Raw genomic sequence first — 24,136 nt, forward strand, 5'->3', positions numbered from 1 at the left:
TTTTGCGGGACTTGCGCAATAAACATAACCATTGCCACTTTACACTAACCAAAAGCAGTTGCGGCTCTTACCTGTACTGCTTATCACCCCGCCGATAGTGGCGTACAAGGAGAGGCCATGAAGCGCGATCTAAAGAGTGACTTCCAAGCGCAGCGTCAAGCTGCCGATCAAATGCCCTACCCGACGCTAACAATTCGACGTGACCGGTTAGCCCGCTTAGCGCGTATGACCAAGCATCATCGGCTTGAGATTATCCGGGCAATCCAAACGGATTTTGGCCAGCGCAGTGACGTAGAAATACGAATGGCCGAAATCAGTGCTGTGGTGCACGCTATTCGCCACGCAAGACTCCATCTATGGCGCTGGATGCGCCCTCGAGCAGTCAGCATGCCGTGGCGACTACTGCCTGCACGTGCCCGAACCGCGCCTCAACCGCTGGGCGTTGTAGGCGTAATGTCACCTTGGAACTATCCCTGGAGCTTAGCGCTAATGCCAGTGGTCGACGCATTTGCAGCGGGTAATATAGTGATGCTCAAGCCCAGCGAACACTCGCAAGCTACCAGCGCCCTGCTTAAACGGCTGGTGCCGCAATACTTCACGCCCGAAGAATTCAAAGTGGTGGATGGCGATGTCGAGGTATCACGTCGCTTTAGCGAGTTGCCGTTCGATCACTTAGTATTCACCGGCTCTACCGAGGTGGGTCGCCAGGTAGCGCAAGCGGCTGCGGCGAACTTGACGCCTACGACACTTGAACTGGGCGGCAAGTCGCCCGCGATCGTGGCAGGCGATGCGGATTTCGGCAAAGCAGCAGCAGATATTATTTTTGGCAAAGGCATGAACGGCGGGCAGACCTGCATTGCTCCTGACTACGTGCTGGTAGAGAGCCGCCATATCAGCGCCTTGACCAAGGCGCTAAGCGATGCCATTCAGCGTCAGCGACCCGATGACCACGCGGCCACTCATGCAATTAACGCGGCTCACCAACAGCGGCTAGATGACATGTTAGCGGAAGCCCGCAACCACGGTTGCAGAATCATTGATCACGGCCCCCACGCACCCGCCCTGATTATCGACCCCCACCAGACCCTGCAAGTGATGCGTGAAGAAATTTTTGGTCGCTACCTACCCGTCATCGGTGTTAGCGATATACCGGCCGCACTGAACTATGTGAATGCCCGGCCTCACTCATTAGTACTCTATGCTTTTACACGCGATAAAGGCTTGCAGCAGCAGATGCTGCAATTGACTCGCTCAGGGGCGTTGGTTTTTAACGCCACGCTTCTCCATCACGCAGTACCGAACCTGCCCTTCGGCGGCGTCGGCGAGAGCGGCATGGGTGCCTACCATGGGCGCCCTGGCTTTGAGCGTTTTAGCCATTTACGCGGCGTGTTTTATCAAGCTAAACGTTCACCTAGTCGTGTGCTTTACCCGCCTTACCGGCGCTGGTTAATGAAACTACTGGGTCTTGGTTAAAGATTAAGGGCGAATAACCGATATTTAATGACCTATTGGTAATCAAACCTTATGTTATATTTCATTAATTCTCTTCTTTGGAATGAAAATACAAGCCCCACACGGGCCAATCTTCGCTGGCGTATACCATTACTCAGCTGGCGCATAGCGTGGGCTGCGACGTAGTGGCAGAAGGCATCGAGAACTCCGCCCAAGCGGCGCATTTAAGCTCCATCGACTGCGAAGCCGCTTCTTTCGACTACTCACATGGAGGCCGTTAATGGCTCATGACTTACTTGACCGCTTACGCGAACGTTTAGAAGAACTCAACCGCTCGGAGCGTAAAGTCGCCAATGTAATTCTTGAAGACCCTACGGTCGCCACCAGCCTTAGCATTGCCAGCTTGGCTCAGGCGGCAAGCGTAAGTGAGCCTACGGTTAACCGTTTTTGCCGTAACTTTGGTGCTAAAGGCTACCCGGATTTCAAAATCAAACTCGCCCAGAGCTTAGCCGGCGGCACACCCTACGTCACCCGCGCCGTGGAGCCTGGCGACTCCGCCACTCAGTACACTCACAAAATTTTTGGCGCCACCATCGCCGCCCTTGATGAAGCTCAGCGCGAAATCGACATGGCCGCCATTGAGCGCATGGTCGACTACCTCACCCAGGCCAAGCAGATTCACATTTTTGGTTTGGGCGCATCCGGCGCGGTAGCCCAGGATGCCCAACATAAATTCTTCCGTTTTAATCTACCGGTGATGGCCTACATTGATGTACTGATGCAGCGCATGGTGGCCGCCGCCTGCCATACCGGGGACGTAGTGGTGATTATCTCCTACACCGGTCGCACGCGAGAGCTGGTGGATATCGCCCGCCTCGCACGGGATGCAGGCGCCGTGGTACTCGGTATTACGGCACCCAACTCCCCCCTAGCGAACGAATGTACCGCTACGCTGGATGTCGCCACGCCTGAAGACACCGATCACTATATGCCGATGACCTCCCGGGTGATCCAATTAACGCTAATCGATGCACTGGCCACGGGCGTGACCTTGAGACGTGGCGAAGACTTTCTCCCTCACCTAAAGAAAATCAAAGACAGCCTGCGTGACACACGTTTTCCGGTGGAGAAACCCGGCAAGTAAGCGGTAAAGCCTGAAGCGTTAGCTGACGGCGGTAGTGACGGTAATCTCCACTTTCAGCTCATCAGAGGGCATCGGTGCACAGACACAGGTGCGTGCTGGCGCATAGCCTTCCGGTACCCAGGCATCCCACACCTCGTTCATGGCGGCAACGTCGTTGCCGTCTTTTAAGTAAATCGTCGCGCTCAGCAATTGCTCACGGCTTGAACCAATCTCTGTTAACAACGCGTCTACCCGTGCCAGCATGCTTTCGGTCTGGGCCGTAATATCACCATTGCGGGCCTCGGGGCCAGCTACTTGGCCACACAGATAGGCAACGCCCTGGTGAATCACCGCACGGCTCATGCGGGCTTTTGTATCGTGTCGCTGAATGGTCACAGTCTGAACTCCTAACAGGTTTAAAAAAGTCAGTCTAAACCGCTTGGCTAACCCCTGACCATGGCTTCTTGATCAGAAGAGCCGATCGGTGGGCACCGGGCGATGCTCAAAGACCCGTCGCAGCACAAAGCTGGTGTGTGCGCCCGTCACCCCTTCAATGCGGTTAATCACGTGGAGTAGCAGGTGCTGATAGTCGTCCATATCGCGCACCAAAATCTTGAGCTGAAAATCCGCTGCCTGGCCGGTAATAATCAAGCACTCGATGACGTTGGGTATCTCACGGATATGGCGCTCAAAATTATCGAAGCGTTCCGGCGTATGTTGGTCCATGGAAATATGCAGTAACGCCATTAGCTGATAACCCAGTTGGCGGGCGTCCACCTCAGCGCGATAATGCACTATTAAGCCGTGCTCCTCCAAAGCACGTACTCTGCGTAAACAGGGCGAAGGCGAAAGCCCGATTCGATCGGCCAGCTCTTGGTTACTGATCCTCCCCTCCTGCTGCACTATATCCAAAATGTGGCGATCAAAACGGTCCAGCACCAGTGGTGATACCGGCATAACGAGCAGCTCCTGCCAAAAAATAAACCATTAAAGAAATTAAATGCCAATTATTGCGCCACCAACCCTATTTTCGCAAGAACCTAGCGCAGCAAACCCCTTACACTAGGGGAACTGCCAAAAGCAGCGAATTATCAATACGGCCGCCACAAGCAGCCGATCTCCATAACGTCACTATGTTCTGGAAGCCGCTATTTTCTGTAAGACCTCTACTTTAGGAACACCGCTATGCCTGCTTTCGATCATCGCAAATATCGCCCTGCGCCCCGTGTCCCCGCTTTCAATCGCCAATGGCCGGATCGTGATCTTGATCGCGCCCCGATCTGGGTGAGCGAAGACCTACGCGACGGCAACCAGGCGTTACTAGAGCCGATGACCGTTGAGCAAAAACAGCGCTTCTGGCATCAGATCGTGAAAGTGGGCATTAAGGAAGTGATGGTTGGATTTCCCTCGGCCAGCCAACCCGACTATGACTTCGTACGCTGGCTGATCGAAGAGGACCAAATTCCCGAAGACGTCACGATTGCCGTACTGGTGCAGTGTCGTGAACATCTGATTGAAAAGACCTTTGCCTCGCTGGTAGGCGCCAAGCGCGCCATTGTTCACCTGTATAACTCCACCTCCACCATTCAGCGCGAGCGAGTGTTTGAGATGGATCGTGCTGGCATTATTGATATCGCGGTACAGGGGGCGACCTGGGTCAAGACCTACGCTGACCAATACCCCGAGATCGAATGGTGTTTCGAGTACACCCCGGAAAGTTTTTCCAGCACTGAGATCGATTTTTCGCTGGAGATCTGCGAAGCAGTAATGGATGTGTGGCAGCCAACGCCGGACAACAAATGCATCCTCAACCTGCCGACCACAGTAGAAGTGGCTGGGCCGCACCATCACGCTGACCAGATTGAGTACTTCTGCCAGCATATTAGCCGCCGCGACAGTGTGATTATCTCGGTACATACGCACAACGATCGTGGTGGTGCGGTGGCTTCTGCTGAACTCGCCTTGCTGGCCGGTGCCGAGCGGGTAGAAGGCACCCTGCTGGGCAATGGTGAGCGCACGGGCAACATGGATATCGTCACATTGGCGATGAATCTCTACAGCCAAGGCATCGACCCCGAGCTTGATCTGTCCAACCCCGATGAAATCATTCAAGTGGTTAATGAGTGCACCGGTATTGCTATGCATCCGCGCCACCCCTGGGTAGGCGAAATGGTCTATACCGCCTTCTCAGGCAGCCACCAGGATGCGATTCGCAAATCGCTCAAGCATCAAAAAGCCGGCGAGCCATGGCAAGTAGCCTATTTACCCATCGACCCGCACGATATCGGGCGCGATTATCAGGCGGTGATTCGCGTCAATAGCCAGTCTGGCAAAGGCGGCATGGCCTTCCTGCTTGAGCGCGACTACGGCATTAATCTACCGCGCTGGATGATGCTGGCCTTGGCGCCTTACGTGCAGCAAGAGAGCGAAAAGCGCGCCAGTGAGCTTTCAAGCGAAATGATTCGCCAAGTAATGTTCAATAATTTCACCCAGGAAGTGCCCTTATCACTGATCGATTACCAGCTCTCCAAAGGAAAGCAGGAAGGCATTGAAGTCACGCTACAACAGGGCGATGAGTTGCTTCACCTGTCTGGCAAGGGCAACGGCGCGATGTCCGCGTTTACCGACGCGTGGCAACGCCATTCTGGCAGCAGTGTAGGGATTATTGATTACAGCGAGCACTCCCTCGGTGCCAGCAGTGAGGCCAATGCGATTGCCTTTGTGCAGCTCAATATCGATGGCCAGCGACTCTGCGCGGTGGCCGAGGATAGCGACACCGTGAGTGCATCGCTTAAGGCGCTGCTATCCGGCATTAACGCAGCCCAGGCAACTGAACAGCACCAGCAGAAAGAGGCTGCTGTCGAAGCGTAAGCTTCCAGGATTTTGGGGCTAATCGGCACACTCAATGCATTTCAGCACTAACGGGTCCCAAGTGAGGCGTTTGGCTCCAATCCATTCGCCGCACTCGATACACTCGCCAAAGCTTTCACTCTCGATGCGTTGTAGGGCAGCGGTAATCTGCTTCAGCTTTAGCTGACGGCGCTGCTCACCTGCTTTGGCCATCGCCTGCCCCTGCAGCGCATCCATACGCGACAGCCGACCCACCGACGTTTGATCCAACATCACCGTATCCCGGGAGTCTTCACTGTTGGCGCTCTCCTCGCGAAGCGTGGTGTCGAGTGTTAGCAGTTTCTCACGGATAACGGCTATATCCACCTCAGGGTGATTCATCTGCGTCTCCAGTTGGCCTACAATCATTTACCAACAATCGTTAACCTACTAATTTGTTTGATCGCGTAAGGGATTATTCGATGGGCTATCGCACCCTGCTGCGCGATCACCGCAGCGTACTCAGTATCGCTTTTCTAGCGATGTTTAGCTCAAGCCTTGGGCAGAGCTACTTTATTGGCCTTTTTCAAGCCCCCCTTTCAGACCACCTGGGGCTTAGTGTCGGCCAGTTTGGCACCGCTTATGCTGTGGTTACGCTGATAGCGGGTTTTTGCATGCTGCGCTTTGGACCCTCCATTGACTGGATCAACCCACGGCGTTTCGCAGCAATCATATTGTCGCTGCTATTAACCGGCGTTGTGCTGCTTACCTTATCGCCCTGGTGGTGGCTGGGGATAGTCGGCCTTGGCATAGTGCGGCTATGCGGCCAGGGTATGTTGACCCACTTGGGCAACACGCTCGCCGCTCGTGAGTTTTCCACCATGCGCGGCCGTGCCATTGGGCTGGCTAATCTAGGCATTCCACTAGGCGAAGCGCTGCTACCCCCATTGGTAGCGGCGGCGCTTATCTGGAGCAGTTGGCAAACTTTTTGGTGGCTGCTGTGCGGCACTATTGCACTTCCCTGGCTGTGGCTGTTAATGAAAGCCCCCTGGCCCAGTGCACCGGGCGTTAAACCAACCAAACAAACACCCCACGGCCCTCGCCCCTTTCGTGATAAACGCTTTTGGTTGTTGCTGCCTCTGTTAATGTCCTTGCCTATCACCATGACAGGTCTGTTTATTTATCAAGCGCAGCTAACCGAAGCACTCGACAGTTCGCTGACGATTTATGCACTGGCGCTGACCGGCATGGGGATCGCCAAGCTGCCGGGGGCGTTACTAGGCGGCCGTTGGGTCGATAAATGGGGGCCCGCGAAGCTAGCGCGTCTTTACTTATTGCCCTACGCCTTCGCTATGGTGATGGCGTTAACCTTCGGCGGCAATATCAGCGTTTGGGGGTTAATGGTCGGTGGCGGGTTGGCCATGGGCGCCCAGGAACTTATTGCCTCTGGCCTGTTGATCAAGCTGTGGGGGGCTGAGCATCTTGGCAAGGTTCGCTCAGCCCTTAGCGCGTCCATGGTGTTCTCCACCGGCATTGCGCCTGCGGTACTGGGGTTAGCCCTTGGCGCAGGAGCGCCCTTTTATACGCTTTTATTTGGCATGTTGGTGTTTATCATTGCCGGTTGGCTATTGGCCCAGCGCGTGCTGCGTGAAGCCGCCAACAGCACGGCCGAGCAATAAATAGCAAGCAATGAAAATGAGCGCTCAAGAAGGCTCAGCGCAAAATTAATACCGGCAACTGGGCTTTACGTAGCATTGCCGTGGTAGTGCTGCCAACCAATAGGTGACGAATGCGGGAGTGGCCATAGGCGCCCATTACCAGCATATCGATACTATGCTCCTGCTTATAGGTTCGCAGCGTCTCTTCCACTTCGCCCGCGCGAATAGCCCCTTCGGCGGTGTGCCCGGCTTCGCGTAAGGTTTCCAGTGCCCAGTTTAACTGAGAGCGGTTTTCAGCCGTTTCCGCGCCCACAATCACTACGTGGCAGGTGGCGCCTTCAAACAGAGGGCTCTTGGCCAGCATTTCCACACCTTTACGCGCAGTGTTGCTGCCATCGAACGCCATCAACACGTTGTGCGGCGCCGTAAACTGTTTAGGCACCATCAGAATCGGCCGGTGTATTTCCCTTACCACACGCTCAAGGTTGGCCCCCAAATGCCCGCTTGCCTGATGCGCCTTCTCCCCACGCTTACCCACTACCAGCAAGCGCACTTCTTTTTCATTCTCGACCAGTGTTTCCACCAGGGTGCCGTTGCGCTGTAAGCATTGCGGGTCAGCAATGCCAGCGTTAATCGCTCGCTCTTTGGCGGTGTTTAGCAACAGGCGGCCTCGCTCACGGGAAACTTTTGCGTGCTGCTCTTCAATGTCAGAAAGTTTTTCCAACAGGTGCTCCCGAGTACCTAATCCTAAGTTTCCGGTTAAGTCGGGCTCGGCGAGCTGAGCATGGTTATCCACGGTATGAATAAAGCTGAGTGGAGCATTTAGCGCTTTAGCGGCCCAGACCGCATAATCACAAACGCCTTCTGAAAACTGTGAGCTATCAATAGCGGCCAACACGCGATCTGACATGAGTTACCTCTCCTTGAGCGGGTGCATTATTGTTATATTCTCCTCCTTTTCTACACGAACTCATTGACGCGTGACACCCTAAAACGTACTTGATCCAACTTCTATCCTTCGTATGACCGCATGCTACACTTAGCGGCCTATTGAAGTGGGCGCCTGAGGTAACGGCATGGAGTATGGCCTAATAAACGTACTGTTAGTCGCAATAGGCGGCGCGATAGGCGGCATGGGACGGTTTGCGGTATCAAATTTACTCGCCCGCTATTTAGGCAAGGCCTTTCCCTGGGGAACCCTGGCGGTTAACGCCAGCGGCGCCTTTCTCGCCGGGTGGCTACTGGGCAGCCTAGGCATAGCCAGCGCTCCTTCCTCTTTATGGCTGTTTACGGTGACTGGTTTGCTGGGCGGCTACACCACCGTTTCCTCTTTTAGCTTACAAACCATAGAACTATGGCAGAACGGCCAAACGTTGCGCGCCAGCATTAATATTGGCGTCACATTGCTTTTGGGCCTCGCCATGGTGACGCTTGGTTGGCTATTGTCAGGAGCGAGCTTATGAGTGCCTGGAAAGCGTACCTTGCGGTGGGTATCGGCAGCGGTGTGGGCAGCGTTCTACGTTACGGCGTTTCGCTGTTATCGCAAGCGGCACTGGGCGGCTATTTTCCTTGGGGAACACTCATCGTCAATGTACTGGGTTCTTGTTTAATCGGCTGGTTGGCTGCCACCCTCTCGCGCGCACCTCACAGCCCACTCGCGCGCTTGCAACCGTTACTGGTCGCCGGGTTTTGCGGCGGATTTACCACCTTTTCGCTGTTTAGCTTAGAGACGCTGTATCTGGTGCAGGTGGGTAAACCAGCAATGGCGCTGGTGTATATCGTGTTCAGCCTGCCGCTTTGGCTGGGCGCCGCCTTGGTGGGTGAACGCATGGCGCTTTCTCGTTAGCAAAACCGTCAGTCAAAGGACGAGCCAATATGCGCGACCAGATGGAAAAGCATCAGTCTTGGCTTTATCTGATATCCATTAGTTTGGGGTTAGCGTTAGGCGCTTGGGCGCCGGAATTTGCTAAGCGGCTAGAACAGCTAGTATGGCCTTTGTTAGCGGTGCTGCTTTACACTACTTTTACTCAAATTCCCTTACTGCGTATTGCGACAAGCTTTAAAGATAGCCGCTTTATGGCAGCGCTAATGGTGGGTAACTTTATTGCCATACCCGCCTTTTTAGCGCTAACCGTTATATGGCTTCCGCTTGCCCCGGCGGTGATGGCAGGTATTTTACTGGTACTGCTGGTACCCTGCACCGATTGGTTTATCACCTTCACGCACTTAGGCAAAGGCGATAGTGCCAGGGCGGTTGCTGCCACGCCCTTATTGCTGTTAGTGCAGATGGTTGCGCTACCTATTTATATGTGGCTATTTTTAGGCAGTGAGTGGTTTCAGCTAACGTTTTCTATAGAGCTGCTGATTGCGTTCACAGGGCTTATTCTCACGCCATTAATACTCGCTTGGCTGACCGAGTACCTTGCCCAACGTCACCGAGTGATTACACGCAGCGTTACCTCTATGGGACTACTGCCAGTTCCGTTATTGGCGTTAGTGGTGTTTATAATTGCCACTTCTCAGGTCAACGCAGTGTTCGGTCTTAGCGACGTATTGGCTCAGGTCGTCTTTATTTTCGTGGGTTTCTTAATTTTCGCTGCACTACTGGGTAAAGGGCTCGGCAAGCTGTTTGTACTGCCACCCAGTAGCGCCAGAACCCTGGCCTTTAGCTTTGGCACGCGCAACTCCTTTGTGATGCTGCCTATTGCATTGACGCTGCCCAGCGCGTGGCAACCAGCGGTGGTGGTGATTGTTTTCCAATCACTGGTAGAGCTCTTCGGCATGGTGGCTTTCTTACGCTGGGTGCCCGGCAAATTGTTACCAGAGCGCGCTGTTAACTAACGCGGTGATAGCCCCCAAGCACACCTTGCTTGCTCATCACCAACTGCCAAAGATGGATTTCCCTGGCTCGGAAAGCACCAGCGCAACTTAATAAGTAGTAGCACCACATGCGATAAAAACGCTCGCCATACTGGGCTTTAAAGGTTGGCCAGTGAGCCTCGAAATTACGATACCAAGCCATCAGCGTCCGATCGTAATCCGCCCCAAAATTATGCACATCCTCTACGACGAAAAGCGCTTCAGCGGCATCCATGATTTTGCCTAACGTGGGCAGCTCCCCATTGGGAAAAATGTACTTATCAATCCATGGGTCGGTGACTGTATTACTCAGGTTTTTTCCAATGGTATGTAACAAAAATAGCCCGTCATCTTTTAAGCAGCGGTTGGCCACGGTCATGAATTCACGATAGTTTTTATGCCCGACGTGCTCGAACATACCGATGCTGACAATACGGTCAAACCGTTCATGCTCATTGCGGTAATCCTGTAACCGAAACTCAACCGGCAAGCCTTTTTTAATCAGCCGTTGTCCAAACTCTGCTTGCTCTTTCGAGATGGTAAGACCTACGCATTCAACACCGTATTGCTCGGCAGCGTAGGCCATAAAACTGCCCCAACCACAGCCGATATCCAGCACCCGCATGCCGGGTTTTAGCTCCAGTTTGCGGCAGATGAGATCCAGCTTTGCTTCCTGGGCTTGATCAAGAGTTTTGGCATCTTTCCAGTAACCACAGGTGTATGTCATACGCTGATCAAGCATGGCTGCATAAAAATCATTGCCCAGATCGTAATGCTTTTCGCCCACTTCCCATGCGCGCTTAATCGTTTGACGGTTCAGCAGACGCGAACGTAATGAGTAATACATCAACTGAGTAGGCTTGATACGCTGCCCGAGCTGGGCACGCATCAATCGATAAAACAGTTCGTCCAGCTGTTCAGCGTCCCACTCCCCTCTCATATAGCTTTCGCCAAGCCCTAGGTTACCTCGCGAAAGGGCGCTATCGATAACGCCGGGTACTTTTAGCTGTATGTCCCAGGGCCGACGACCATCCAGTTGAATATCGGCTTGAGCCAGCAACTCGACGACAAAACGATGGGAAGGAGAGGCTTCATCGAACCCAACAGGGACAGCTCTTTCTAAGATCGGCATATTCAAGGCAGGCTCCCCGCACTTTTCCAATGAGTGGATAAGAAACAACCTGCCTATTAGCATAGAACCGCATGGCAACATTAGCTTAGTTAAATGAACGTCTTTAACGCCGGTTAAGTACAAAAAAACCGGCCTTCTCAGTTTGAGGAGGCCGGCTTAAAAGCAACACAAGTATCGTTACCGCAGTATCAAAACAGGAATTCGACTACCACGTAGCATGGCCGTGGTTGTACTACCTACCAGCAAGTGGCGAATACGCGAGTGTCCGTAGGCGCCCATCACAAGCAGGTCAATGCCGTGCTCTTTTTCATAGGCTTGTAGAGCCTCGTCCACCTCGCCAGCACGAATAGCGCCCTCGGCTTGATGGCCCGCTTCGCGCAACGTACTTAGCGCCCACTCAAGCTCGGAGCGGTGTTCCGCCGTTTCTGCCCCCACAATCAACACATGACACTCTGTGCCTGCAAACAGCGGTGAACGGGCCAGCATTTCCACACCTTTACGGGCGGTTTTACTGCCATCAAAAGCCATTAATATTTTTTCAGGACGCTTGAAGGTTTTCGGCACCATCAGGATCGGGCGGTGCATTTCACGCACCACCCGCTCTAAATTAGAGCCAAGATGGCCACTGGCTTGGTGAGCGGTTTCACCGCGCTTACCTACCACCAGCAAGCGTACGTCTTTTTCAAGCTCTACTAACGTTTCAACCAGAGCACCGTTGCGCTGGCGAGTGATGGGATCGCTGACCCCATCTTCTATCGCCCGTGCTTTGGCAGCTTCCAACATTAGCTTGCCCTGCTCGCGGTTTACCTTCGCACGTTGCTCATCAAGCTCAGAAAGCTCTTTCATCAGTCTTTCGCGGGCACCGAAGTGCAGATTACCGGAAAGATTCTGCTCTTCGGGGGCTTCGGAATGATTGTCGACCACATGCACAAAGGTTAACGGTGCAGCCATGGCCAAGCTTGCCCAGGCGGCATAATCGCAGACGCCTTCGGAAAACTGGGAGCCGTCAATAGCGGCTAATACCTGATCTGTCATGTTGCGCTCCTTGCGTTAGTTAGTGGCCGCCCATCAACTTTTCAACCGCTTCGGGGTCGTTATGAACCGCATAACGATCCACCACCGTTGCGCTGGCTTCGCTCAAGCCCACCATTTCTACCTCGGTACCTTCACGGCGGAATTTAATCACCACGCGATCCAAGGCCTGTACGGCGGTAATGTCCCAGAAGTGTGCACGGGAAAGGTTGATGGTGACTTTATCGATACTCTCTTTGAAGTCAAAAGCGCCGATAAATCGCTCGGATGAGGCAAAAAATACCTGACCAACGACTTCGTATTCACGCTCTTTACCCGGTTCGATTTCTTTGGAGCCGATATACATAATATTGCCGACTTTGTTGGCAAAGAACATCGCCGCCAGCAGCACACCAACAAAGACGCCAATCGCCAGGTTGTGAGTACCCACAGTCACGACAACTGTCGCCACCATAACGATATTGGTGCTTAACGGGTGTTTCTTCAGGTCGCGAATCGACTCCCAGCTAAAGGTACCGATCGATACCATAATCATTACCGCTACCAATGCCGCCATCGGTATCTGCGAGACCCAATCCGCCAGGAAGACCACCATCAACAGCAGCGCAATACCGGCAATTAAGGTAGAAGTACGACGACGACCGCCGGATTTAATATTGATCACTGATTGACCAATCATGGCGCAGCCCGCCATACCGCCAATTAAACCAGCACCGATATTGGCAATGCCCTGGCCTTTACACTCGCGGTTTTTATCGCTTTTGGTATCAGTGAGATCATCGATGATCGTTGCGGTCATCATCGACTCAAGCAGGCCTACCACTGTCAGCATTAGTGAATAAGGCAGGATAATCATCAGGGTTTCGAAGTTCAGAGGCACATCGGGCCACAAAAACATCGGTAGGCTATCGGGTAGTTCACCCATATCACCAACGCTTCGGATCTCCATGCCGGTCAGCATGTACACGGCGGTGAGTACAACAATACATACCAGTGGCGAAGGGATCGCTTTGCCTATGACTGGCACATAGGGAAAGCCATAAATAATAGCTAAGCCCGCAATGGTCATGGCGTATACATGCCAGGTAACGTCGGTTAATTCAGGTAGCTGGGCCATAAAAATAAGAATGGCCAAGGCGTTAACGAAGCCTGTGACCACCGAACGCGATACGAAGCGCATCAGCTCAGCAAGCTTTAGATAACCTGCCACAATCTGTAGCACACCGGTAAGCAGCGTGGCGGCCAGCAGGTATTCTAAACCGTGCTCTCTCACCAGCGTAATCATCAATAGCGCCATGGCGCCCGTTGCTGCGGAAATCATGCCGGAGCGGCCGCCGGTAAAGGCGATAATCACACAGATAGCAAACGAGGCGTAAAGGCCGACCTTAGGGTCAACACCGGCAATAATTGAGAACGCGATGGCTTCGGGAATTAGCGCAAGGGCCACGACAATCCCCGCAAGGGCGTCGCCCTTGAGGTTGGAAAGCCAAGATTGTTTAAACTTTTCGTACATGCGATGGGTCCATGATTTTGGGTTAACGATAAGCCAAAAGCGGTCTAACAGCGCAGCCAACAAAGGGCAGCACCGCCAACACATTGGCACGCTGGGATAATCAGCTTGTTGTTTTTAAATAGTGGAGAGCTAGCGTTAGGTACTGCTACGTTCACGTACTAGGAAACCCAGCACTGAAGAACTAAATACCAGAAAGCGATGACAGCACAGTGAAAGCGCTATCAGCACCTTTTAAAGGAGGGGGCGTCTGGTTAGGGTGGAGTCATCAACCCTGAAAAAAGATGTGTAGATGCAGTCATTGGCAGAGATTCTTTTACAGAAAACCTTTTGCAGAAAGTCCAGGTGCGGCAAAGTGACGTATCCTACCAGCAAACCTGGCGCATTGCACCCAACGTCTTATGCTGCCAACGAGGCCCACCCACTAGGCAATCAACCACTACTTTAGGCAGAGTGACCACAGGTTCATTTTTAACGTACCATTGCGCCACCAAATGAGACATTGATTCCCAACTTTTCACGTTGAAGCGGTACTTTTTTTATTTTGAAGATAAGTGCCGAATAAGCCTTACGCTAAAAGAGGAGTAGCACATGAGCCAATCTATTGCAGTCATCAAGGGCGACGGCATCGGCCCTGAAATCATGGATGCCACGCTGCGTGTCCTTGACGCGCTAGATTGTGGCTTAACGTACCAGCATATTGATGCTGGCTTAGGCGCCCTTGAAAAGCATGGCACGCTGATTCCCCAGGAATCGCTGGATGCCATTGAAAAATACGGCATTGCGCTTAAAGGCCCCCTCACGACGCCGATTGGCAAGGGCTTCTCCTCAATTAACGTACAGTTGCGCCGTCACTTTGATCTTTACGCCAACGTGCGCCCCGCTATTAGCTTCCCCGGCACTAAATCGCGCTACGACGACATCGATATGATCACCGTGCGCGAAAACACCGAAGGCGCCTATCTTTCCGACGGTCAGGAGATGATTGACGACGGCAATACCGGCATTTCGGTCATCAAAGTCACCCGCAAAGGGTCCGAGCGTATTGTGCGCTATGCTTTTGAGTTGGCTAAAAACAATGGCCGCAAAAAGGTCACCGCGGTACACAAAGCCAATATCATCAAAACCAGCTCAGGGCTGTTTTTGGACGTTGCGCGTGAAATAGCTAAAGAGTACCCCGAGATCGAATTCCAGGAGATGATCGTCGATAACGCCTGCATGCAGCTGGTGATGAACCCACACCAGTTTGATGTCGTGGTCACTACCAACCTGTTTGGCGATATTCTCTCTGACCTATGCGCTGGATTAGTCGGCGGCTTGGGCCTGGCTCCTGGAGCGAACATCGGGGAAAAAGCGGCGATTTTTGAAGCCGTCCACGGTTCAGCACCGGATATCGAAGGTAAAAACATCGCCAACCCTTGCGCCTTGCTGCTAGCCGCCGCACAAATGCTGGACCACCTGAGCATGAACGAAAAAGGCGACGCAATCCGTCAGGGTATTCGTACCGTGCTGGAAACCCGCCGCGACATGGTCACCCCGGATATGGGCGGAACCGGCAGCACCGATTCCTTTGCCCAGGCGTTAGTGGAGTATGTGCAAGGATAACCAAGGGTAACGGCGCTTGCGCTCAACTACGCTCCAATGTCGTTAAAGCGGTAACGCAATAAGTGCAATGCATTGAGGGTGACCAGCACGGTCGCCCCAGTGTCGGCCATTACGGCGACCCACATCCCCGTTATTCCCAGCGCGGTAGAGACCAAAAATAGTGCCTTAAAGCCAAGCGCCAGCGCCACGTTGGTTTTAACGTTGCGCATGGTCACCCGAGAGAGGGCGATCATTTCGGCAATCCCGCTTACCCGGTTTTTAAGCAGCGCGGCATCGGCAGTTTCAAGTGCCACATCGGTGCCACTGCCCATCGCGATGCCCACTTCTGCCGCTGCGAGCGCTGGGGCATCATTAATGCCATCGCCTACTTTGCCTATTGGGCCAAGTCCTTGTGCTTGCCATTGGCGCACGCGCTGCGCTTTATCTTCCGGCATCAGCTCGCCTTCCGCTTCAATCTCCAGTCGTTCGGCGATGACAGCCACACTGCGGGCATTGTCTCCACTGAGCATGATGGCTTGTACGCCCAAGCGCTCTAACGCTTGGAGGCCCCTGCGAGCATCTTCACGCGGCTCATCGCGTAATGCGATGAGTCCCAAAGGACGCTCTCCCTCTATCAGCACCGCTAAACTTTTGCCCTGCGCTTCCAGCGTGGCAATGCGTGCTTCCACCTCATCAGAGCGCTGGGAGAAGCGCTGCAAGTAGCGTGGGCTCACCAGGATTAACTCACGTCCTTCCACCTGCCCGGCAACGCCCTGCCCTGCTAATGCTCGAGCACCTTGCACTGTCGGAATCTTTTCCCCCATCTGTTGGCGAGCATAGTCACTAATCGCGATGGCGAGCGGGTGACTTGCCCCCTGTTCGAGGGCAGCGGCAAGCCGCAATACATCGGCGGCACTACTGTCATCGGCCAGACTCTCCACCTCAGTGACCGCGGGGGTGCCCGCCGTCAGCGTACCGGTTTTATCCAAGGCGACGCGTTTGAGCTTACCTAACTGCTCTAATACCGCCCCGCCTTTCATTAATAGGCCATGCCGAGCACCTACCGATAACCCGGCAGCAACCGCCGCGGGGGTCGAGATTACCAGCGCACAGGGGCAAGCAATCAGCAGTAGCGCCAACGCGCGGTAGATGGATTCTGACCACAGCATCGTCGACACCAGCGGCGGTACGACAGCAACCAACAGCGCCACCCCAACCACCGCTGGCATATAGTAAAATGCAAAGCGGTCAATAAAGCGCGCGACCGGTGCTTTCGCCGCCTGAGCTTCTTCCACCAGTTGAATCACACGGGCAATGGTGTTGTTTTCAGCGCTGCGGGTCACCTCCACCTCAAGCACGCCATCGAGATTAACGGTACCGGCAAACACCGCCTCGCCTTCTGCTTTCTCCCGTGGCACCGATTCGCCATTAACGGGAGACTCATCGATTGAAGAGTGACCGGCAATAATGTTGCCATCACAGGGCAATCGGTCGCCGGGGCGCACCTGTACCCGCTGGCCGGGCACAAGCGAAGCAGCGGCAACTTCGCGGGGTTCGCCCTGTTCCAATAACCGTGCGGTTGAGGGTGTTAGCTTGGAAAGCGCTGAGATACTCCGGCGCGCCTGAGCAGCGGCGACCCCTTCCAGCATTTCGCCCACCGCAAATAGGAACACCACTACCGCGGCCTCGGCGGCTGCGTTAATGGCAAGCGCCCCCAGGGCGGCAATACTCATCAGCATTTCGATGGTGAAAGGATTACCCATCTTAAGCGCCTGCCCAGCACGCTGAACAATCGGCACAAGGCCAACCACTGTCGCGGCGACAAACGGCCAAGTTCCCAGGCTAGGCCAAGCAAATTTAAGCGCCCAGGCCAATGCCAGCAGCGTCCCACTGACAAGCACTAAACGCCCTTTAGGCGTACGCCACCATGGGGCAGATTCCTTCGCGCCAGGCGTGGCCACCGACTCATCAATTACCTGATAGCCCAACGCATTGATGGTCGACTCAATTTCAGCACGCTGTAGTGTTTTCCCAGGCGGTGCTGTTAACCGCACGGAGCCCGTGACGGAACTCGCGGAAACGTGCTCAACGTGGCTTAAGCGCGTTAGCGCGGATTCAACTTTACGTTCGCAGCCGCCGCAGTCCATGCCCTGCACGCGCAAGGTCGTCGGCGCAGCCGTTGTGGATGTTGTGTTACTCATCGCATAGAGCTCCAAGTTCGTCTATCTTAGCGACAGCGTAATACCTGTAGCGACTAGAGGTTCAAGCGATGAAAGAGAATCCCCCGCAGCCCACTAGCACTGAGCGCTATATTGGCATTGGCGAACTGGCACGCGAATCAGGCTGCAAACCAGAAACGGTGCGCTATTACGAACGCATTGGCTTACTGCCTGCAGCGCCGCGTAATGAAGGCAACCAACGGCGCTATACGGCCTCGGCTATCCGTCGCTTGACGTTTATTCGCCATGCGCGAGATTTTGGTTTTTCAGTTGAGGCTGTACGAGAGCTTTTACAAATGGCGGATCACCCCGCCATGCCCTGCGGCGAGGTAGACGCATTGGCAAAGCATCATCTTGCTGAAGTTGAGGCCAGACTCGCACGGCTCACCGCAGTGCGCGATGAGCTTCAGCGAATGATTAACCAGTGTGCCGGAGGCAATATTGGCCATTGCCATATTATTGACGTGCTCAGCGATCATCGCCTTTGCCATCAAGCAGGCCCCCATGGCGGCGCGGATGTATTGCGCTAACGCTTGCTTAACCCAGCCATACATCCAGGAAGAGCATGATGACCAGCCCCATCGCCAGGCCGAAGGTGGCTTTTTTCTGATGCCCGCAGCGGTGGGTTTCGGGGATGATTTCGTGGCTGATCACATAGAGCATGGCGCCTGCAGCAAATGCCATCCCCCATGGCAGCAATATCTGAGAGACACTGACAATACTAGCGCCGAACAGGCCTCCGATAGGCTCGATTAGTCCGGTTAAGGCGGCAATCGACCAGGAACGCCACTTTGAATAACCCTCTCCCATTAAGGCAACCGCAACGGCCAGCCCTTCCGGAATATTCTGGAGACCAATACCGATCGCCAGTGGCATACCGCCCTCTAACCCATTGGCACCAAAGCCAACACCAACTGCCATGCCTTCCGGCAGGTTGTGAATAGCAATGGCAAACACAAACAGCCAGACACGACGCAGTGAGGCGGCTTCCGGCCCCTCGCGGCCCTGTGTGAAATGCTCATGGGGAAGATATTCATTAAGCAGCGCAATCGCCCCCATGCCCAACAAAATAGCCGCGCAGACAATCGCGGCGGGTACCGGGCCACCCGCATAATAAATTTCCGCGGCATCAAGCGCTGGAATAATCAGCGAGAAGAACGATGCCGCCAGCATAACACCTGCAGCAAAACCCAGCGCTAGATCGCGAAACCCTCGGCTGGGTGCTTTACCAAGCAGCACGGGCAGTGCGCCCACAGCGGTAAGTAACCCGGCAGTTAAGCTGCCCAAAAAACCTAATAACAACGTATTTTCCATGGACAACATAAACTCGGTTAGCATTTAAAAAGCATAGATAGAGAAAGACACAGCGTAGTCTAACGCAGTACCAACGCGTACTTTAACGCACTAATACCTAATGAATAAATAACGACGGCCTTCATGGACATGAGCTAAGTCCATGCGCCAAAGGCACTTACCCTAGGGATCAACCTGTCTCTTAACGCCACGCTAGAGAGTTTTAAAGTAGCCGTGACGGTTTGGCCCAGCAAAACGAAACCGACAATCCGAGTCGTGAAGCTTATCGTCTTAGACTACGTTGTGATGAACTACTTCAACCACAACGGTATGTCGAGACGATATTTCCTAACTGGGGTAACTTGATGCTCACATCACTTAATGATATTTCTCTCACGGTCGCTTTCGCCCTGTTCAGCTTTTGCGCCGTTGTCATCGGCATCATCGGTACCCGGCTAGCGGGGATTGTCGACGACCTCGCCGACCGTACTGGTCTAGGCGAGGCCATTGCGGGCGCTGTCTTACTTGGGATGGCTACCTCCCTATCAGGCATTGTGGTATCTGTCACCGCAGCCTGGACCGATAAGCCTGAACTCGCGATGAGCAATGCTCTGGGCGGCATTGCAGTTCAGACTCTATTTTTAACCATTGCCGATATGGCGCATCGACGTGCCAATTTAGAACACGCGGCAGCCTCGTTGGGAAACATAATTCAGGCGGCTCTACTATTATGTTTGCTTAGTCTATTGATGGTAGGGCGTTTTGCTCCTGAGTGGACAATCTGGCACGTACACCCTATTACGCCACTGTTATTTATTGCTTACTTATTCGGCTTACGGCTGGTTAGGAGTTCCCAGCAGCATCCTATGTGGAGCCCCGCTAGAACCCGTGAAACGCGTGAAGACCAGCCCGATGAGACACCAGGAAAGCTGACATTGATGCGGCTATGGCTCATATTTCTGGGCCTTGCTTTTACCATTGGCTTTACCGGCTGGCTGCTTGAACGCAGCGCTACGGTTATCGCGGAAGAAACGGGGCTTAGCCAAGCTGCCGTCGGTGTGCTGATGACCTCGATAGCAACATCGCTGCCTGAGTTGGTAACAACCGTCGCGGCCGTGCGCCGGGGGGCATTAACGTTGGCGGTCGCCGGTATTATTGGCGGTAATGCATTTGACACACTGTTTGCCGCCGCGTCAGATGTGGCTTATCGAGGCGGCTCTATTTATCACGCAACGCCCGATCATGTAATGTTGTGGGTTTCCATTTCAGTACTAATGACTGGGGTGCTGATGCTGGGATTATTACAGCGACAAGAACAAGGACCTGGCCGCATTGGCTTTGAAAGCATGGCAATAATCGGCCTATACCTAGTAGGAATAGCCATGCTAATGGTGAACTAATAGCTCGCAAGGCAGCGAAGTTGTATAAGAAAGGAGCGTTAACCGTGATTGGAAGTACGTTAGCAGGGATGGTGGGGGTCTTACTCATTTTGCTGGTGGTGTACGACGCCATTCGCACCACGCTATCGGTGTCCAGCTCAGGCGGCCCACTCACCAACCGGTTGGTGAGTGGCTTATGGTTTGTTCTGTTGGGTATTCACCGTCGGCAAAAAAGCCATGCCATGCTGTCCTCTGTGGGTCCATGGATAACCGTGACATTACTGATGACATGGTTTCTTGTCGCTTGGCTGGGTTGGTTTTTGCTATTTTGTAGTGCACCACAGGCAGTGGTGGTGTCCACTACAAAGGCCACCGCTAGCTTAATTGAACGCGCCTACTATACGGGCTATACCCTCACGACGCTGGGCTATGGTGACTATGTCCCAGGCACTGATGGTTGGCGAACTCCCCCCGTCATTGCAGCTGCTAATGGTTTTTTTCTTTTTACCCTGTCTATTACTTATATTCTCAATATCATCACAAATGTTATTCAGAAACGCCAAACAGCCTTGTCTATCAACGCACTGGGAAGGGACCCAAGGCAAATAATCGCCGCTACTAACGATGATGGAAAATTTGCAACGTTAGTAAGCCAACTCCAGCCGTTACAACAATCAATTAGTACGCTAGGCCAGCAGCATTTAGCCTATCCAATCCTGCACTATTACCATAGTGAGTCGAGCAGCAAAGCGCTTTCGCTAGCGATCGCAAGGCTTTATCAAGCCATCTCCCTTGTCTACTTTGCCAGTCCAAAGCTAGATACCACTACCCGTGAACAGTTATCAATCTTCCAAAGGGCACTTGAGCAATTTCTTGACACACTCGGCGGCACCTTTATCCAGCCTAACCATAATATTCCTCACATTCCTGAGCTTAACGGATATGCTGAATTACCAGGGTTTGATAAATCGAGTACTGAAATGCACGACTATTTAGCGTCGCTGCCCTACCAGAAAATATTGGTAGCTTACGTCCAGAAGGATGGCTGGGACTGGAAGAACGTTTGGCAAACAGAGCAAGAGTAAAAAAGAATAAAGCGTAGCGCACTCGCCGTCTTAAAATTGCTAACCCGTAATACCAAGCTCATTGCTCGCGTTTAGCGTGAGCAATGTTGCTAAGCCCGCGCCTCCTCTCCCCCTCTCGTCAATGGCTACATCGCTAGCCTCTCTTACCTAATCACCGCACCGCTCAGCGGCAGCTATAAACTCATCCGTTGTTAATTAAATAAAGCCACCTGTACTGCTTTGGTACAAAAAAGTGCTTTCATACCAAAATTCATTTACCCTTATATCTATACAAAACCTATACCAAAGAGAAAAGGGATAAATGTTAACCATTCAGCGTTTTTCATCTCACCATAGCGCCCTGATGCAACACATGGCCTGTATTTCCTTCACACCCGCTGGCATGATTAAAGAAGCGAGCCCTCCCTTTTTAAAGACCATGGGATACACGCTTAAGGAGATTGCCGGCCAACATCACCGCATGTTTTGTGATGTCGCTGAGACAGCCACTCAGGCATATCAGGATTTTTGGCGTGCTCTTGCTAGCGGTGAAAGCCGCCAAGGCACTTTTAGGCGTATAAATGCTCAGGGTAGCGATATCTGGCTAGAAGCTACCTACTTGCCGATAAAAAATCGGCGCGGCAGCGTCATTTCAATACTTAAAATTGCTAATGATATAACGGCAGCCCACCAGGAGGCAGAGCGCAAAAATGCCGTATTAGAAGCACTCGATAGCTCCATGGCGGTAATAGAATTTACCCCAAGCGGTGACATTCTTAATGCTAATCCAAATTTTGAGCGCACGATGGGTTATCGCAATGAAGAAATTACAGGCGCACATCACCAAATGTTTTGCCCTACCGACTTCTTCCAAACCAACCCAAACTTCTGGGAACGCCTTGCCCAGGGCGAGTACATGCAAGGTAAGTTTGAACGGATAAATTCTCGTGGTGACAGCGTCTGGCTTGAGGCTACCTATAATCCCATCCGTGATAGCCATGGCAATGTGGTCAAAGTCGTTAAATTTGCCACCGATATTACTCGCTCTGTTGAAGCAGCTAATTCAGCGACACGTGCCGTCACGAACGCCCAAAGTACGTCTTCTCAAACAGAACAGATTGCACAGAATGGACTTAGCCATTTACAGCGCGTTATGCAGGACTCTAAACAAGCGGCGCAAACGTTAGCAGAAGCGCAGCAGTTAATCGCCGCGCTTAATCAACAGGCGAAAAGCATCAATAGCATTACAGAATCGATTGCACAAATTGCCAATCAAACCAATCTGCTATCTCTTAATGCTGCTGTAGAAGCAGCGCGGGCAGGCGAACAAGGCCGAGGGTTCGCGGTAGTCGCCAATGAAGTGCGAGTTAAGCTCAAGTCTGGTGTATGGGAGGAGGTAGGAAGGGTGGCGTATCCTGTTGATTGATCACGACCAAGATCTCAACCAACACGAGTGGATACGCCATGGCCGATTCTACCCTCCGGACTCTTTCACAACCAGAACCCCAGGTCGCTGACCCGCTGCACGAGCTGCTGCGCCAAGGTGCCCGTGACCTGATCGCCAAGGCCGTCGAGGCCGAGTTGGCCACCTTTCTGGCGCAGTATGCCGATCAGCGGCTCGACGATGGACGCCAGGCCGTGGTCCGCAACGGCTACCTGCCCGAGCGCACGGTCCAGACCGGGATCGGGGATGTCAGCGTGCAGGTGCCCAAGGTGCGTGACCGCAGTGGCGGTGGCGCTCGCTTCAACAGCAGCCTGCTGCCGCCCTATCTGAAGCGAGCCCGCAGCATCGAGGAGTTGATCCCTTGGCTCTACCTGAAGGGGATCTCCACTGGCGACTACCAGGAGGCGCTGGCGGCACTGCTGGGCGACCAGGCCAAGGGTCTGTCGGCCAACACTGTGTCACGGCTCAAGAAGCAGTGGGAGGACGAGCATACCGAGTGGCGAAAGCGGGACCTGTCAGACCGTCGCTACGTCTACTGGTGGGCCGACGGGGTGTACAGCAACGTGCGCATGGATGACCGCCTGTGCCTGCTGGTGATCATCGGGGTCACCGAGCAGGGCCGCAAGGAGTTGGTGGCCGTCGAGGACGGCTTCCGCGAGTCGGCGGACAGCTGGAAGACCCTGCTGACAGGCCTGCGAGAACGCGGCCTGACCCAGGCTCCCAAGCTGGCGGTGGGCGACGGCGCCATGGGGTTCTGGGCGGCCCTGAGCAAGATTTACCCGGAGACCGACCATCAGCGCTGCTGGGTTCACAAGACGGCTAACGTGCTGAACAAGCTGCCAAAGTCAGTACAGCCCAAGGTCAAGGCCGACCTGCATGACATCTGGATGGCCGAGACCCGCGACGAGGCGCACAAGGCCTTCGATCGCACGCTGAAACGCTTCGAGGCCAAGTACCCCAAGGCGATGGCGTGCCTGGCCAAGGATCGGGAGGAACTGCTGGCGTTCTACGACTACCCGGCAGAGCACTGGGTGCATATCCGCACCACCAACCCGATTGAGTCGACCTTCGCCACGGTCCGCCTGCGGAGCAAGCGCAGCCGGAACTGCGGCTCCAGAGCGACGACCCTGGCGATGGTCTTCAAGCTGCTCCAGAGCGCCGAGAAGCGCTGGAAGCGCATCAAGGGGTTCAGCAAGCTGGAACTGGTCGTGAACAACGTCCGGTTCCAGGATGGAGAGCAAGTAACCGATCAGTCAGACAGGACTGCCGCCTGACCGCCATCCACCAGATTTGACTATAACTCATGAAGTGCGTCGTTTAGCCAAAGGCTCAAGCGAAGCCGTTGCAGAAATTACCCAGGTGCTTAAAGAGAATAGTGCACTAGTAGAACGTACAACCCATTCTATGCAGCAGGTAGTCGAGCAAGGGAAATCGAGCCAAACCAGCGTAGGCGAAATTGAGACTATCGTGAACGAGATACTCACCGGGGCCCGAAATGTTTCAAGTTCAATTGAGCAATTAGCGCTGGAATCCCCACGATGAGCCAATAAAAAAGCCA

At 53.7% G+C, this 24,136-nt stretch carries 23 protein-coding genes; 14 read left to right on the forward strand and 9 right to left on the reverse strand.

Annotation, left to right across the window (positions count from 1 at the left end):
- Positions 1-117 precede the first annotated feature (117 nt).
- Complete coding sequence (locus ACW44H_RS14720; protein ID WP_457505273.1) at positions 118-1,473, forward strand: aldehyde dehydrogenase family protein; 1,356 nt, start codon at positions 118-120, stop codon at positions 1,471-1,473.
- A gap of 259 nt (positions 1,474-1,732) precedes the next feature.
- Positions 1,733-2,596: a MurR/RpiR family transcriptional regulator gene (locus tag ACW44H_RS14725; RefSeq protein ID WP_113269160.1), complete on the forward strand. Its 864-nt coding sequence runs from the start codon at positions 1,733-1,735 to the stop codon at positions 2,594-2,596.
- A gap of 18 nt (positions 2,597-2,614) precedes the next feature.
- On the opposite strand, the gene ACW44H_RS14730 is transcribed toward ACW44H_RS14725, so the two are convergent.
- Positions 2,615-2,971, reverse strand: a complete 357-nt coding sequence (locus ACW44H_RS14730; RefSeq protein ID WP_457505274.1) for a RidA family protein — start codon at positions 2,969-2,971, stop codon at positions 2,615-2,617.
- A 72-nt stretch (positions 2,972-3,043) separates the two neighbouring features.
- Positions 3,044-3,532 (reverse strand): Lrp/AsnC family transcriptional regulator, encoded by a 489-nt coding sequence (locus ACW44H_RS14735; protein ID WP_457505275.1) that lies wholly within the window; start codon positions 3,530-3,532, stop codon positions 3,044-3,046.
- A gap of 228 nt (positions 3,533-3,760) precedes the next feature.
- Here ACW44H_RS14735 and ACW44H_RS14740 point away from each other — a divergent pair, with 228 nt between their 5' ends.
- Positions 3,761-5,446 carry a 2-isopropylmalate synthase gene (locus ACW44H_RS14740; protein WP_457505277.1) on the forward strand — a complete coding sequence of 562 codons (1,686 nt, stop codon included), beginning with the start codon at positions 3,761-3,763 and terminating at the stop codon, positions 5,444-5,446.
- An 18-nt stretch (positions 5,447-5,464) separates the two neighbouring features.
- Here ACW44H_RS14740 and ACW44H_RS14745 read toward each other — a convergent pair whose 3' ends face one another.
- Positions 5,465-5,806, reverse strand: a complete 342-nt coding sequence (locus tag ACW44H_RS14745) for a TraR/DksA family transcriptional regulator (protein ID WP_113269156.1) — start codon at positions 5,804-5,806, stop codon at positions 5,465-5,467.
- An 80-nt stretch (positions 5,807-5,886) separates the two neighbouring features.
- Here ACW44H_RS14745 and ACW44H_RS14750 point away from each other — a divergent pair, with 80 nt between their 5' ends.
- Complete coding sequence (locus tag ACW44H_RS14750) at positions 5,887-7,083, forward strand: MFS transporter (RefSeq protein WP_457505279.1); 1,197 nt, start codon at positions 5,887-5,889, stop codon at positions 7,081-7,083.
- Between the two features lie 34 nt (positions 7,084-7,117).
- Here the strand turns inward: ACW44H_RS14750 and ACW44H_RS14755 are convergent, their stop codons facing one another.
- The gene (locus ACW44H_RS14755) at positions 7,118-7,972 is read right to left on the reverse strand and encodes a universal stress protein (RefSeq protein WP_457505280.1); all 855 of its coding nucleotides are present in this window, start codon (positions 7,970-7,972) and stop codon (positions 7,118-7,120) included.
- A 166-nt stretch (positions 7,973-8,138) separates the two neighbouring features.
- On the opposite strand from ACW44H_RS14755, the gene crcB reads away from it, so the two are divergent.
- From crcB to ACW44H_RS14770, 3 genes are read left to right on the forward strand one after another with little or no spacing between them, the layout of a single operon-like run.
- Positions 8,139-8,525 carry a fluoride efflux transporter CrcB gene (crcB, locus tag ACW44H_RS14760; RefSeq protein ID WP_457505281.1) on the forward strand — a complete coding sequence of 129 codons (387 nt, stop codon included), beginning with the start codon at positions 8,139-8,141 and terminating at the stop codon, positions 8,523-8,525.
- Complete coding sequence (locus tag ACW44H_RS14765) at positions 8,522-8,908, forward strand: fluoride efflux transporter FluC (RefSeq protein WP_457505283.1); 387 nt, start codon at positions 8,522-8,524, stop codon at positions 8,906-8,908. The genes crcB and ACW44H_RS14765 overlap by 4 nt, the downstream gene beginning before the upstream one ends.
- A 29-nt stretch (positions 8,909-8,937) precedes the next feature.
- Entirely contained in the window at positions 8,938-9,903 is a 966-nt protein-coding gene (locus ACW44H_RS14770; protein WP_457505285.1) for an arsenic resistance protein, read from the forward strand.
- On the opposite strand, the gene cfa is transcribed toward ACW44H_RS14770, so the two are convergent.
- The 3 genes from cfa to ACW44H_RS14785 all read right to left on the reverse strand — a co-directional run bounded on the left by cfa (position 9,896) and on the right by ACW44H_RS14785 (position 13,598).
- Positions 9,896-11,059, reverse strand: a complete 1,164-nt coding sequence (cfa, locus tag ACW44H_RS14775; RefSeq protein WP_457505287.1) for a cyclopropane fatty acyl phospholipid synthase — start codon at positions 11,057-11,059, stop codon at positions 9,896-9,898. The two genes, ACW44H_RS14770 and cfa, sit on opposite strands and share 8 nt — an antisense overlap.
- Positions 11,060-11,230: 171 nt before the next feature.
- Positions 11,231-12,088: a universal stress protein gene (locus ACW44H_RS14780; protein WP_457505289.1), complete on the reverse strand. Its 858-nt coding sequence runs from the start codon at positions 12,086-12,088 to the stop codon at positions 11,231-11,233.
- Positions 12,089-12,107: 19 nt separating this feature from the next.
- A complete protein-coding gene (locus ACW44H_RS14785) occupies positions 12,108-13,598 on the reverse strand; it encodes a SulP family inorganic anion transporter (protein ID WP_113269148.1) in 1,491 nt (496 codons plus the stop codon).
- A gap of 588 nt (positions 13,599-14,186) precedes the next feature.
- Here ACW44H_RS14785 and ACW44H_RS14790 point away from each other — a divergent pair.
- Positions 14,187-15,200, forward strand: coding sequence for an isocitrate dehydrogenase (locus tag ACW44H_RS14790; protein WP_457505291.1), 1,014 nt, complete (start codon positions 14,187-14,189; stop codon positions 15,198-15,200).
- 26 nt (positions 15,201-15,226) lie between these two features.
- Here the strand turns inward: ACW44H_RS14790 and ACW44H_RS14795 are convergent, their stop codons facing one another.
- Entirely contained in the window at positions 15,227-17,380 is a 2,154-nt protein-coding gene (locus ACW44H_RS14795; protein ID WP_457505293.1) for a heavy metal translocating P-type ATPase, read from the reverse strand.
- Between the two features lie 68 nt (positions 17,381-17,448).
- Between ACW44H_RS14795 and ACW44H_RS14800 the strand changes: the two genes are divergently transcribed.
- Positions 17,449-17,928: a MerR family transcriptional regulator gene (locus ACW44H_RS14800; RefSeq protein WP_457505295.1), complete on the forward strand. Its 480-nt coding sequence runs from the start codon at positions 17,449-17,451 to the stop codon at positions 17,926-17,928.
- Between the two features lie 7 nt (positions 17,929-17,935).
- Here the strand turns inward: ACW44H_RS14800 and ACW44H_RS14805 are convergent, their stop codons facing one another.
- Positions 17,936-18,736 (reverse strand): ZIP family metal transporter, encoded by an 801-nt coding sequence (locus ACW44H_RS14805; protein WP_241524582.1) that lies wholly within the window; start codon positions 18,734-18,736, stop codon positions 17,936-17,938.
- 320 nt (positions 18,737-19,056) lie between these two features.
- On the opposite strand from ACW44H_RS14805, the gene ACW44H_RS14810 reads away from it, so the two are divergent.
- The 5 genes from ACW44H_RS14810 to ACW44H_RS14830 all read left to right on the forward strand — a co-directional run bounded on the left by ACW44H_RS14810 (position 19,057) and on the right by ACW44H_RS14830 (position 24,120).
- Positions 19,057-20,091 (forward strand): sodium:calcium antiporter, encoded by a 1,035-nt coding sequence (locus ACW44H_RS14810; RefSeq protein ID WP_113269144.1) that lies wholly within the window; start codon positions 19,057-19,059, stop codon positions 20,089-20,091.
- A gap of 44 nt (positions 20,092-20,135) precedes the next feature.
- Positions 20,136-21,155: a potassium channel family protein gene (locus tag ACW44H_RS14815; protein WP_457505297.1), complete on the forward strand. Its 1,020-nt coding sequence runs from the start codon at positions 20,136-20,138 to the stop codon at positions 21,153-21,155.
- A 301-nt stretch (positions 21,156-21,456) separates the two neighbouring features.
- Positions 21,457-22,560, forward strand: a complete 1,104-nt coding sequence (locus tag ACW44H_RS14820) for a methyl-accepting chemotaxis protein (protein ID WP_457505298.1) — start codon at positions 21,457-21,459, stop codon at positions 22,558-22,560.
- Between the two features lie 38 nt (positions 22,561-22,598).
- The gene (locus ACW44H_RS14825) at positions 22,599-23,852 is read left to right on the forward strand and encodes an IS256 family transposase (RefSeq protein ID WP_113271324.1); all 1,254 of its coding nucleotides are present in this window, start codon (positions 22,599-22,601) and stop codon (positions 23,850-23,852) included.
- Positions 23,853-23,868: 16 nt separating this feature from the next.
- A complete protein-coding gene (locus ACW44H_RS14830) occupies positions 23,869-24,120 on the forward strand; it encodes a hypothetical protein (RefSeq protein ID WP_457505300.1) in 252 nt (83 codons plus the stop codon).
- The last annotated feature ends 16 nt before the right edge of the window (positions 24,121-24,136 follow it).

It is taken from the genome of Vreelandella sulfidaeris Esulfide1 (assembly GCF_054072535.1).